Genomic DNA, 11,841 nt, shown 5'->3' with positions numbered 1-11,841 from the left:
TACCTGTTTTAATTAATTCTTTTAGACAGTAGTATTTCAGCCAATTCAAAATCTATTTTCTCATCAATATCAATAGAATTAAACCTGTTCATTATATAAGCAAAGGTCCCTTTACTATAAATAGTATTTATGTTTGAGACATAATCCCTATTAAATAAATAAATTGAGCCATTTAATCTATAATATGTAGGAAGATCTTGTGTCCGTTTGATACTGGCTGCTGGAATAAAATTATCCATCGATAAATCATCTTCCAAAACGTTACAATATTCAATAGGATGCTCGACCTCGCATACTGAGACTATCGCCTTTGCTTTTTTTTCTACCATCAAGTCAAATGCATTAACGATGTCAGTCTCGGTTCGCAAAGGTGAAGTTGGTTGTAATATCATAATAGTAGAAACTACGACACCAGTTTCCTCTAGCCATTTTACTATATCTGTAACAACATCATTGGTAGTTGCCGTATCAGATGCGAGTTCAGGCGAACGAAGGTAAGGAACCTCTGCTCCGGCTCGTATAGAAATTTCACGGATCTCATCAGAATCCGTGCTAACTATTATCCTATCGAATAGCTTAGATTTTAAGGCTGCTTCTATCGTCCATTCAATCAGAGGTCGCCCACAAAGATTTTTAATATTCTTTCCTGGAAGTCTTTTACTACCGCCTCTGGCAGGAATTATCGCTATTTTCTTCATTATAAGTATAACCCTTGGATATCTTGTTGAGCTTTATTAAAATCATCCATGCGACCAATATCCAACCAGTATTCATGGATTGGGAACATTGTTACTTGTTTATCCTTTTTTATTTGTTGCTCTAATAATGTTGGCATGTCAATTTTAGTATTTACTCCAACATTTTTATATATTTCTGGATTAACAACGTAAATGCCTGCATTCACAAAAAATTTCTGAATTGGCTTTTCGACCATGTCCGTAATCACATTCCCTTTGCCACGAACAACCCCATAAGGGATTTGATACTCATATTCCCGCACACACATAGTCGCAATTGATTTTGATTCAATATGAAATTGCAAAAGCTTCTCAACATTAAGCGTAGTAAGTACGTCACCATTAATCATGATCAATGGTAAATTGCCAATATTTTTAGGTAAAAGCCCGAGGGCACCGCCAGTCCCTAAAGGCTCAGCCTCATAAATATAGGTTATATTAACACCCCATTTAGAACCGTCGCCAAAATAGTCTGAAATATAATCTGGCATATAATGCGTTGAAATATATATATTCTCAAACCCAGAGGAAATAAACTGAGTTAAAAGTGTTTCCAAAATTGGTTTATCACCAACCTTAAGCATTGGTTTTGGGCAATTATCAGTTAAGGGTTTTAGCCTAGTCCCAAACCCGCCCGCCATTATAAAAATAGGATTTTGGTAGCTAGGCTTCTCAATACTTGTTTCATAAGTTTCCAAACCAACTACTTTCCTAGTAAGAGAATCAATAATTGGTATTGCTAGTATAGATCGATTTGACATTAATTGGACTAACTGAGATTTTGATGTTTCTACAGTGGCTGTAATGGGTGATTTATTCATCACGCAGCTGACATTTTCGTCTAGATCAATATTATTTATTATACCACGACGTATATCACCATCGGTTAGTACTCCAAGCAACCGGCCTTCAGCATCGATAACAAGGGCTATACGTAAGGCTTCGTCATTGATTATTTTGAGTGCACTACGAATACTTTCATTTGGTGATATAAGAACTTTTTGCCATTTTTTTTTCATCGTATCCCCCTGACTAGCGAGCAATCATTATATTTAGTAAAAGGTAGAGTTCGGTAGAATGTTTTTCCGGACAAGTACTGCAGAACCGATAATGCTTTCATCTCCGATAGTGATGTTTTGAATAACAGTCGCATTCGCGCCTACAAAAACATTATCGCCACAAGTAACACCACCGCACAGCACCCCACCAGGTGAAATATGGCAGTTATTACCAACAATTGAGTCATGCTCAATGATAACGCCTGTATTGATAATGGTATTTTCACCAAGTCTTACGCCAGGTTGAATTATTGCACCAGGTAAAACCTGTACACCTTCGCCTAATACTGAGTACGAAGAAACTATAGCGTCTTTAGATACAACTGTTTCAAATACAAACCCAATAGTTTTTAATTTCTCAAATATCGCTTTTCTGATATGAGACCCAGGCACAAAGCCTAAACCATTTACTACCTTTATTGCCTCGGGTGAGTATTTACTAATAAAAACATCATCAGAAATAACGGGTATACCATTAAATACTTCACGATTTAGAGATAACTGTTTATCAACTATAACTTCTATTTTATACCCAAGCTTGAGTAACATATCAGAAATAACAGAGGCATGGCCCCCACCACCTAATAAAGCAATCGTTTTAGTCATTGCTGATTCTATCACCTTCACGATAATCTTTTTTTGCTGTTTTCCCTTGCATATTCCAATATTCATACGGTGAAATACCATCACCGGGACGTTTGATAGCAATATTATCGCTACTAAAATTAGAACCCGAACTGATATCTTTTGTAGCAACAATGCTTCGACGCGCTATCGATTTATTCTTTTGCTCTGAAGCCGTAGGTCTTTTAACTCCATCACCTAAAGCTAATTCAACGTTTCTAATTGCTTTAACCATTTCTGCAAGCTCGTTTGGCTCAAGAGACGCTTTATGATCAGGCCCTTCCATATTTTTATCGAGAGTGAAATGCTTTTCTATTATAACGGCCCCTCTTGCAACAGCCGCAACTGGAATAGTAATACCTTGACTGTGATCTGAATATCCTGTCGGTAAGCCAAAGGCTAAAGCCATAGAATCCATCGCCCTCAGATTTATTTCATTCATTGGTGCAGGATATTCAGTAGTGCAATGTAATATACGTACCTTTTCTTTCAGTGCACGCTGCCCAGCATTCGATGAATATGCTTTCTGAAATTCTGAGCGTGACGGTTCCACATCACCATCAGAAGTAAATCCAAATGCAAGCACACCCAGAGCATCTTCAATTTCGGATAATGTAGCCATTCCTGTTGACAACATAATATTGCAGCCTGTCAATGCATGCGATAATACGAATGGAGCGTTCGTGATCTCTCCTGAAGGTATTTTCAACGTCTTCAAGTTTAAGTCATTCACCAAAAAGTTTAAGCTTTCTTCATCAAATGCAGTAGATAAAAACTCAATGCCTAACTGGTTGCAATAGTCAATTAGTTCCTTATGAACTTCATAAGATAACTCTAACCGACTTAACATGGCTAGCTGCGATTCAGTTTTATTAGTATTAGCCACTTGATATTCAGCCTGAACTGCACTAGATGTAACGAGATTTTGCGATTTGAAGGTTTGAAACTTTACTATATCGGCACCGGCGTCGTGCGCCGCATCGACCAAACGAAAAGCAAGGTCACGCTGGCCATTGTGATTTACACCGGCCTCTGCAATGATAAGGGTCATAATGTTATCCTAAATCGTGAAACTTTTTCATGGGATTAAAATCGAGTGCTTTAATTGCATTAATAATTTTTTTGCTCGAATCACCTTCCCCATAAGGATTATCAATTTTTACAGAATTAAGTTTAACTTTCATCTGGCAGGCTGCTCTTATAGCCTCAACAATAGCATTCTTATTTGGGAGGCAGTTAAAGACAGAGTCAGCAGCCAATCTACCATTTTGACGAGAGCCAATATTTATAGTTGGGACACCAAATGATGGTGCTTCAATGATTCCACTTGAAGAGTTCCCAATTACCATAGTGCTATGCTTCAATGCAGAAAGGTAGCGAAGTTGCCCTAAGGAGGGTATAGCAAAAACTCTACCCGCCTGGTTCTTCGCATATTGCTCCAGGATTGGAATTATTTGCCGCCCACCATCGTCTGAATTTGGATAAGTTATAATGATTTTGTATTCTTTAAATTCATCAAGTGCATCCAATAATGCCTCAAAAGAGTACTTTGGTGATTCGTCTGCAAGAGTTACAGGATGATATGTAACTAGAAAATAAGGACAATCTAACGCAAAATTTAATGATTTACTTAATTCAGCTAACCCTTGTAGATTAGTACGATGAAGGTGTTCGAGGCCTAACGCACCGACATTGTAAACTCTATTAGGTTCCTCACCTAATTGAATGACTCGGGTACGATATTCTTCTGTTGAAACTCCATGCAGATAACTAAGCTTAGTTATGGCATGACGAATCGCATCGTCGTATGCACCTTCAGTAATTTCACCGCCATGTAAATGAAAGATAGGTATTCTTAAGAACATTGCTGCCTGGGCTGCCGCAAAAGCTTCATATCGATCCCCCAGAATGATAATCAGATCAGGTTTCATTCTGGTTAGTGCATCGGCAAATCCAATTAAACCAAGCCCTATACTCTTCACCACTCCAACAGCACTGTCCGAAGAGAGTAGGATTTCTACTTTTTCATCAATTTTAAAACCATCTTCTTCTATCTGCTGCCATGTCAGGCCAAATTCAGGGGACAAATGCATCCCGCTAACCAAAACCTGGAGTTCAAGAGTAGGATCATTTTTGATGTCCTGCATTAACCAATATAGCAGACCATATTCAGCTCTTGTACCAGTAAAGACAGCAATTTTTTTTGGCATACCAAATTTTCCTACAAAGTATTGATAGGGGTACTTGGAAGATTTATTAATCTCGCTTCGATAATTTCCGATTGTGTCAATTCATCACGAATGCATTCGCTGTACATTGGTAAACGATGCATTAATTTCCAGACAGGCCTGGTCATTATCCCCTTCTGATTCATATCGTTAAGTAACCTTTCTCTGGTTTCTTTCGTGTCACATATAACCGCATTTAACCAGTAATTAGAACGTGCATATTCAGGCTCAGATACAAATTTCAGTTCGCTTTTAGCAAAAAATTCTTGATATTTTTTAGCAAGTTCTCTTTTTTGAGAGAGGAACAGATCAATATTTTCTATTTGTGCACAACCAAGAGCGGCATTAATATTTGGCATCCGATAATTAAATCCTGGTTCATCATGATTAAACTCGTAAGGATGAGGGATTTTCGCCGTCGTGGTTACATGCTTAGTTCTTTTACCCTCCTCTTCTGAATGACATAAAATCATTCCACCGCCGCCAGTGGTGATTATTTTGTTACCATTAAAACTCAAACACCCATATTTTCCGATTGTGCCAGTATGTCTATCTTTATAATAAGAACCCAAGCTCTCTGCAGCATCTTCTACTAAAGTGATGCCCCACTTAAGACATACTTTAAGTAATTCATCTAACTCAACTGGATGACCAAAAGTATGCATCGGAACTGCCGCTCGAATATTTTTACCCGTTTTCCGATGAATTGCACCTGATTCAGTGATCTCAGCATTTTCATCAAGCCAATTACTCATCGCTACTGGACATAGGCCCATGCTAATAGGTGATATATCGATGAAGACAGGCTCTGCACCTAAATGATATATGGCATTGCATGTTGCGACAAAAGTTAATGCTTGTGTAATGACCAAGTCACCTCGTTGCACTCCAGAAAGATAGAGTGCTGCGTGCAGCGCAGCGGTACCATTCACTGTCGCCACTGCCCTTGGGCTTTTTGTATAAGATTCGATTTTCTTCTCGAATTCATCCACATACTTCCCAACGCTAGAAACAAAACTTGATTCAATTGTATCTGCTACATATGCCTTTTCATTTCCAATGAATGTTGGCACATGGAGAGGAATGAAATCATCCGTTTTATACAGGTCTCTAATAAAATCTACCAAGATATCAGCGTTCATGTTTCAACCTTTACATTTTGCTATCTAAATATTTGCCTTTTTCTTGATGTCCGAAACCACCAATAGTTTCGTGAAATAAAGAAACGATTTCATCTTTGTTCCATGATAAATCTTTCTTCATACTCTGAATTTTATCACGGAAATTCTGTATTTTTTCAGAATCAGGCGAAGATGTATTTTTAACTATTCCAATGTTATTGTATTTATACATATCAACAATTTCATTTGCCATGAAAAACTCTTCGAAGTCCTTTTCACCTGTAGTATCACTCGGTGTAAACAAACAAGGCCATAAATCCTTGTTTAGATTATTTTTGGCAAATTCTCGCGCTTCTTCTTCTGAATTACATAAGTATGGTTTCAGTCCTAACTGTTGTAAATACAGCACAGCTATTTCTGAAAATGTTATTAAATCTAACTCTTCGCTTAGTTTTGGGAAGAATATATCACCGCGTTCTCCGAAGATACATGACATCAAGCATAACTCACCGGACTCTTGTGGAGTAACAAAATAGCGTTTGATATCATTAGGAGCAACAATCGGTTGTCTTTTCTGTATTCTCTGGTTAAAACCATGTAATAAAGAACCATCAGAGAAAGCAACGTTTGCAAATCTTGCTGTTGAGATATTTATGTTCTCGCTTTGTTCCATTAAAAACATTTCCATGATACGTTTAGAGCCACCCATCATATTAACGGGGTTGGCGGCCTTATCCGTTGACACACAAAAATATTTTTTTGCACCGTGTAAATGAGATTGAATAATTGTTTTTTCAGTATTAAACACATTAACATCTATCATACGCATTAATGTGTAAGGGTCTTTTTCACTACGAACGTGCTTTAGAGCAGATAAATTTAATACATAATCATATTCGCCATCAGCTTTTATGAATGCATCATATTCAATGGAGCCTATATCTAAAGCGAAAGTTTTAAAATCTCCATTAATATAACCGTAAGAACTTCGGATATCACGGACGAGCTCAACTAAATTGTTTTCACTGATATCAACCACATGTAACTTTTTAGGATTTCTTTTAAATATTTCTTTAGTTACCGCCTGACCTATTGAACCAGCACCACCAAGAACTAGAAATTTCGAATCTGAAATAATCTCTTTAAGTTCATTCTCATGGTGGATAATATCCGAGTCGAACAACGCTTTGTTTCTTCCGATTAACCTTAAAATATCAATCATTTTTTATCTTACTCCAACAGATTTATAGAATTGGGGATTTTGTTTATCTTTTTCTGATAAAACCACTTCAATTGAAGGCCATTCAATATTTATGGTTTCATCATTCCAAATTATTCCAGCCTCATGCTGGGGTGCATAATAATTTGTAGTTTTATAAACAAACTCAGCAGATTCACTTAATACTAAAAATCCATGCGCAAATCCTTCAGGGATCCACAATTGTTTTTTATTTTCGGCAGAAAGATTTACACCAACCCATTTACCAAAAGTTGGAGAAGATTTGCGAATATCCACTGCGACATCAAATACTTCGCCAGCAACGCAGCGTACTAATTTACCCTGCGCGTAGGGTTCTAACTGATAGTGCAGTCCACGTAAAACGCCTTTACACGATTTCGAATGGTTATCTTGTACAAATTCAATTTTTCGCCCAACTGCTTCTTCAAAAACTTTCTGGCTAAAGCTTTCAAAGAAAAATCCGCGTTCGTCACCAAGTACTTTCGGCTCAAAAATGAGTACATCTGGAATATCAGTTTTTACAACTTTCATCGATTAGTAACCTTTTATCATTTTGAGCAGATATTGACCGTAAGCGTTCTTTTTCAGGGGTTCTGCCAGTATCTTGACTTGCTCCGCACCGATGAAACCTTTTCGAAAAGCAATCTCTTCCGGACAGGAAACTTTTAGCCCCTGACGCTCTTCAATTGTCGCAATAAAGTTACTCGCCTCGATCAGGCTCTGGTGTGTACCGGTATCCAGCCAGGCATAACCGCGTCCCATCATGGCAACTGACAGACGTCCCTGCTCCAGGTAAATACGGTTGATATCCGTAATTTCCAGCTCACCGCGCGCAGAAGGTTTCAGGTTTTTAGCCATTTCTACAACATCATTATCATAGAAATAGAGACCCGTAACGGCATAGTTGCTCTTAGGCTCCAACGGCTTTTCTTCCAGGCTGATGGCCGTACCGTTTTCATCAAACTCCACAACGCCATAGCGTTCAGGGTCGTTAACGTGATAGGCAAATACCGTTGCACCATCATCTTTATTCAACGCAGCTTCAAGCTGTTTTGGCAGGTCATGACCATAGAAAATATTATCGCCCAGCACCAGCGCGCAGCTATCGTCACCAATGAACTCTTCGCCAATAATAAAGGCCTGCGCCAGTCCGTCCGGGCTTGGCTGCACTTTATATTGAAGGTTTAACCCCCACTGGCCGCCGTCACCGAGCAGTTGTTCAAAACGTGGCGTGTCCTGCGGGGTACTGATGATGAGGATGTCTTTAATCCCCGCCAACATCAGCGTTGACAGCGGATAGTAAATCATCGGTTTGTCATAAATTGGCAGCAGTTGCTTACTCACAGCCATAGTAACCGGATAGAGACGAGTGCCGGATCCACCAGCAAGAATAATGCCTTTACGCGTAGCCATTGTAATTTCTCTATAAATGCAAATTGCCCGAATCCGGGCAATTATTTAATGATTAGATTGATTCAGCTGAAAAAAGCTCGGCGAGCATTCGTTTAACGCCCACATCCCATGCCGGTAATACCAGGCCAAAGTTATGCTGGAATTTCTCTGTATTTAAACGCGAATTCTGCGGACGACGCGCAGGCGTAGGATACGCGGTGGTTGGAACGGCATTGAGTTTTTCAATTTCCAGTTCAATACCCGCCTTTCTAGCTTCATCAAATACTAACGCGGCATAGTCATACCAGGTGGTCGTGTCCGATGCTACCAGATGATAAAGGCCAGCCACTTCCGGTTTAACCATCGCCACACGGATTGCATGGGCGGTACAGTCAGCCAGTAACTCAGCGCCTGTTGGCGCACCAACCTGATCGTTGATCACGGAAAGTTCTTTACGCGTTTTCGCCAGGCGAAGCATCGTTTTTGCAAAGTTATTGCCCTTGCCGGCGTAAACCCAACTTGTACGAAAAATCAGGTGCTTAGCGCAATGTGCCTGGAGCGCTTTTTCGCCGTCGAGCTTGGTCTGACCATACACATTGAGCGGTGCGGTCGCATCGGTTTCACGCCATGGCGTTTCGCCATCGCCTGGAAAAACGTAGTCAGTAGAATAGTGAACCACCCAGGCACCAATTTTCGCCGCTTCCTTTGCGATTGCCTCGACACTGGTTGCGTTAAGCAGCTGCGCGAATTCCTGCTCTGATTCAGCTTTATCCACTGCCGTATGCGCCGCTGCGTTGACGATGACGTCAGGTCTAATAATGCGGACGGTTTCAGCGATGCCTTCTGGATTGCTGAAATCTCCACAGTATTCTTTGGAATGCACATCAAGTGAAATCACGTTCCCTAACGGCGCGAGTGCGCGCTGGAGTTCCCAACCCACCTGCCCTGTCTTGCCGAACAGAAGAATGTTCATTATTGACGTTCTCCGTAATTCTGTTCGATCCAGCTCTTATAGGCACCGCTTTTAACGTTGTTAACCCAGTCCTGGTTGCTCAGATACCATTCAACGGTCTTACGGATACCGCTTTCGAAGGTCTCTTCAGGCTTCCATCCGAGCTCAACGCCAATTTTATGCGCATCAATCGCGTAGCGGCGGTCATGCCCAGGGCGGTCAGCGACGTAGGTGATCTGATTGCGATAGGAGCCTTCTTTCGGCACGATTTCATCCAGCAGATCGCAAATGGTGTGCACCACGTCCAGATTTTGCTTTTCGTTATGCCCGCCGATGTTGTATGTCTCACCCGGTTTACCTTGGGTTACGACGGTGTACAGCGCACGCGCATGGTCTTCAACGTACAGCCAGTCGCGGATCTGGTCGCCTTTGCCGTAAATTGGCAGCGTTTTACCGTCCAGGGCATTCAAAATCACCAGCGGGATCAGCTTCTCAGGGAAGTGATACGGGCCATAGTTATTGGAGCAGTTGGTCACGATCGTCGGGAAACCGTAGGTACGCAGCCACGCGCGTACGAGATGATCGCTGGACGCTTTAGAGGCGGAATACGGGCTGCTTGGCGCATAGGCTGTGGTTTCGGTAAACAGCGGAAGCTCAGCAGACGCAGGATGTTCATCAGGGTGAGGCAAATCACCGTACACTTCGTCAGTGGAGATGTGGTGGAAGCGAAACGCCGCTTTTGCCGCGTCATCCAGCGTCGACCAGTAAGCCCGTGCTGCTTCCAGAAGCACATAGGTCCCGACAATATTGGTCTCAATAAATGCAGCGGGGCCGGTAATAGAACGGTCAACGTGACTTTCTGCCGCAAGGTGCATTACCGCATCTGGTTTGTGCTCGGCGAAAATGCGATCCATTGCCGCTTTATCGCAAATATCCGCATGTTCAAAGACATAACGATCGCTATCATTAACGTCGGTCAGTGACTCCAGGTTACCGGCATACGTCAGCTTATCCACATTGACAACTGCATCCTGGGTATTTTTAATAATATGTCGCACAACCGCTGAGCCAATAAATCCGGCACCGCCCGTAACAAGGATTTTCACGTTAACTATTCCATCTATGGGTATATCAAAATATTGATGATCTGAACCCGATTACTAATAATGGTTTCAGAAATTTTGCACGCTACCGCCCCTGGCTTAACAGCTACCAGTGTACTGAGCGATGTATGAAGTGATGATTTTCTGGTCTGGTTACAGACAAAAACTGGCGTTAATTGTCGTCCTAAATGGCATCAGAAACAAGCACAAATCGTTACAAATCAACCTGGATTTAAATCAGATAACTCTCTGTTATCACAAGAATTAATAACAAAAAACGGCAGTGAGCGTTTTGGTTATGTTTCAACATACCCAAACGCTCACTGCCGCTTATTCAAAACGGGGAAGTGAGATTAGTCGTTAGCCAGCAGCTTCTCAATACGGCTTCTGAACTTCGCCCCTTCCTTCAGGTTACGCAGACCGTAGTTCACAAACGCCTGCATATATCCCAGCTTCTTACCGCAGTCATAGCTGTCACCGGTCATCAGCATGGCATCAACAGACTGTTTCTTCGCCAGTTCAGCAATCGCATCGGTCAACTGGATACGGTCCCAGGCGCCTGGTTCGGTTTTTTCCAGCTCGGCCCAGATATCTGCGTTCAGAACATAGCGACCTACCGCCATTAGATCAGAGTCCAGCGTCTGCGGCTGATCCGGCTTCTCGATGAACTCAACGATACGGCTCACCTGCCCTTCCGTTTCCAGCGCTTCTTTCGTCTGGATAACTGAGTACTCAGAGAGATCGCCGTCCATGCGTTTCGCCAGTACCTGGCTACGGCCCGTTTCGTTGAAACGCGCCACCATTGCCGCCAGGTTATAGCGCAGCGGATCGGCGGAAGCGGTATCAATAATGATATCCGGCAGAACAACGATGAACGGGTTGTCGCCCACGACAGGGCGAGCGCACAGAATAGAGTGGCCCAGGCCCAGCGGCTGTGCCTGACGCACGTTCATGATGGTCACGCCAGGCGGACAGATGGACTGAACTTCAGCCAGCAGCTGACGTTTTACGCGCAGCTCGAGCAGCGCTTCTAATTCGTAAGAGGTGTCGAAGTGGTTTTCAACCGCATTCTTGGAAGAGTGGGTAACCAGGACGATTTCTTTGATCCCTGCAGCAACAATCTCGTCGACGATGTATTGAATCATCGGCTTGTCAACAATCGGCAGCATCTCTTTTGGAATGGCTTTTGTGGCTGGCAGCATATGCATGCCCAGACCCGCTACCGGAATGACTGCTTTCAAATTAATCATTATATCTTCCACCTTAAAATGGTTGACGAATTATAGCTATAAAAGCCGTTTTCGCCAGTACGATTTCCCGTAATAATCCTAAGATCTTAGCCCTCAGCATCACAAATTACAGTAGTTGTAATCCGAAAAATGAGTT

Annotated in this window: 12 protein-coding genes; all 12 read right to left on the bottom strand. The window is 41.8% G+C overall.

Annotation, left to right across the window (positions count from 1 at the left end):
- Positions 1–8: 8 nt before the first annotated feature.
- Positions 9–698, bottom strand: a complete 690-nt coding sequence (locus V5P19_RS02270) for an acylneuraminate cytidylyltransferase family protein (protein WP_334399736.1) — start codon at positions 696–698, stop codon at positions 9–11.
- Positions 698–1,756, bottom strand: coding sequence for a nucleotidyltransferase family protein (locus tag V5P19_RS02265; RefSeq protein ID WP_334399734.1), 1,059 nt, complete (start codon positions 1,754–1,756; stop codon positions 698–700). The genes V5P19_RS02270 and V5P19_RS02265 overlap by 1 nt, the downstream gene beginning before the upstream one ends.
- Positions 1,757–1,789: 33 nt before the next feature.
- Positions 1,790–2,401, bottom strand: a complete 612-nt coding sequence (locus V5P19_RS02260; RefSeq protein WP_334399732.1) for an acetyltransferase — start codon at positions 2,399–2,401, stop codon at positions 1,790–1,792.
- Positions 2,394–3,470: an N-acetylneuraminate synthase gene (neuB, locus tag V5P19_RS02255; protein WP_334399731.1), complete on the bottom strand. Its 1,077-nt coding sequence runs from the start codon at positions 3,468–3,470 to the stop codon at positions 2,394–2,396. Before neuB ends, V5P19_RS02260 begins: the two co-directional genes overlap by 8 nt.
- A gap of 4 nt (positions 3,471–3,474) precedes the next feature.
- Entirely contained in the window at positions 3,475–4,629 is a 1,155-nt protein-coding gene (gene neuC / locus V5P19_RS02250; RefSeq protein ID WP_334399730.1) for a UDP-N-acetylglucosamine 2-epimerase, read from the bottom strand.
- A gap of 11 nt (positions 4,630–4,640) precedes the next feature.
- A complete protein-coding gene (locus tag V5P19_RS02245; protein ID WP_334399728.1) occupies positions 4,641–5,789 on the bottom strand; it encodes a LegC family aminotransferase in 1,149 nt (382 codons plus the stop codon).
- A 10-nt stretch (positions 5,790–5,799) separates the two neighbouring features.
- Positions 5,800–6,990, bottom strand: coding sequence for a UDP-N-acetylglucosamine 4,6-dehydratase (locus V5P19_RS02240; protein WP_334399726.1), 1,191 nt, complete (start codon positions 6,988–6,990; stop codon positions 5,800–5,802).
- Positions 6,991–6,993: 3 nt separating this feature from the next.
- Positions 6,994–7,539 (bottom strand): dTDP-4-dehydrorhamnose 3,5-epimerase, encoded by a 546-nt coding sequence (gene rfbC / locus V5P19_RS02235; RefSeq protein WP_334399724.1) that lies wholly within the window; start codon positions 7,537–7,539, stop codon positions 6,994–6,996.
- A gap of 3 nt (positions 7,540–7,542) precedes the next feature.
- On the bottom strand, positions 7,543–8,421 hold the full coding sequence (gene rfbA / locus V5P19_RS02230) for a glucose-1-phosphate thymidylyltransferase RfbA (protein ID WP_334399723.1): 879 nt from the start codon (positions 8,419–8,421) through the stop codon (positions 7,543–7,545).
- A gap of 52 nt (positions 8,422–8,473) precedes the next feature.
- Entirely contained in the window at positions 8,474–9,373 is a 900-nt protein-coding gene (rfbD, locus tag V5P19_RS02225) for a dTDP-4-dehydrorhamnose reductase (protein ID WP_334399721.1), read from the bottom strand.
- A complete protein-coding gene (gene rfbB / locus V5P19_RS02220; protein WP_334399719.1) occupies positions 9,373–10,458 on the bottom strand; it encodes a dTDP-glucose 4,6-dehydratase in 1,086 nt (361 codons plus the stop codon). Before rfbB ends, rfbD begins: the two co-directional genes overlap by 1 nt.
- A gap of 350 nt (positions 10,459–10,808) precedes the next feature.
- Positions 10,809–11,705 (bottom strand): UTP--glucose-1-phosphate uridylyltransferase GalF, encoded by an 897-nt coding sequence (gene galF / locus V5P19_RS02215; protein ID WP_334399717.1) that lies wholly within the window; start codon positions 11,703–11,705, stop codon positions 10,809–10,811.
- Positions 11,706–11,841: the final 136 nt, after the last annotated feature.

The organism is Enterobacter sp. UNJFSC 003, from assembly GCF_036903355.1.
In the GTDB taxonomy this organism is placed as follows: Bacteria; Pseudomonadota; Gammaproteobacteria; order Enterobacterales; family Enterobacteriaceae; genus Enterobacter.
Note: the sequence above shows the minus strand (reverse complement) of the source record. Positions and strands in the feature narration are given on the sequence as shown.

Bases quoted from the DNA above. Each gene is read 5' to 3' on its own strand.
- V5P19_RS02265 (WP_334399734.1), bottom strand. From the start codon at position 1,756: ATGAAAAAAAAATGGCAAAAAGTTCTTATATCACCAAATGAAAGTATT.
- neuC (WP_334399730.1), bottom strand. From the start codon at position 4,629: ATGCCAAAAAAAATTGCTGTCTTTACTGGTACAAGAGCTGAATATGGT.
- V5P19_RS02245 (WP_334399728.1), bottom strand. From the start codon at position 5,789: ATGAACGCTGATATCTTGGTAGATTTTATTAGAGACCTGTATAAAACG.
- rfbC (WP_334399724.1), bottom strand. From the start codon at position 7,539: ATGAAAGTTGTAAAAACTGATATTCCAGATGTACTCATTTTTGAGCCG.
- rfbA (WP_334399723.1), bottom strand. From the start codon at position 8,421: ATGGCTACGCGTAAAGGCATTATTCTTGCTGGTGGATCCGGCACTCGT.
- galF (WP_334399717.1), bottom strand. From the start codon at position 11,705: ATGATTAATTTGAAAGCAGTCATTCCGGTAGCGGGTCTGGGCATGCAT.
- neuB (WP_334399731.1), bottom strand. From the start codon at position 3,470: ATGACCCTTATCATTGCAGAGGCCGGTGTAAATCACAATGGCCAGCGT.
- V5P19_RS02270 (WP_334399736.1), bottom strand. From the start codon at position 698: ATGAAGAAAATAGCGATAATTCCTGCCAGAGGCGGTAGTAAAAGACTT.
- V5P19_RS02240 (WP_334399726.1), bottom strand. From the start codon at position 6,990: ATGATTGATATTTTAAGGTTAATCGGAAGAAACAAAGCGTTGTTCGAC.
- rfbD (WP_334399721.1), bottom strand. From the start codon at position 9,373: ATGAACATTCTTCTGTTCGGCAAGACAGGGCAGGTGGGTTGGGAACTC.
- V5P19_RS02260 (WP_334399732.1), bottom strand. From the start codon at position 2,401: ATGACTAAAACGATTGCTTTATTAGGTGGTGGGGGCCATGCCTCTGTT.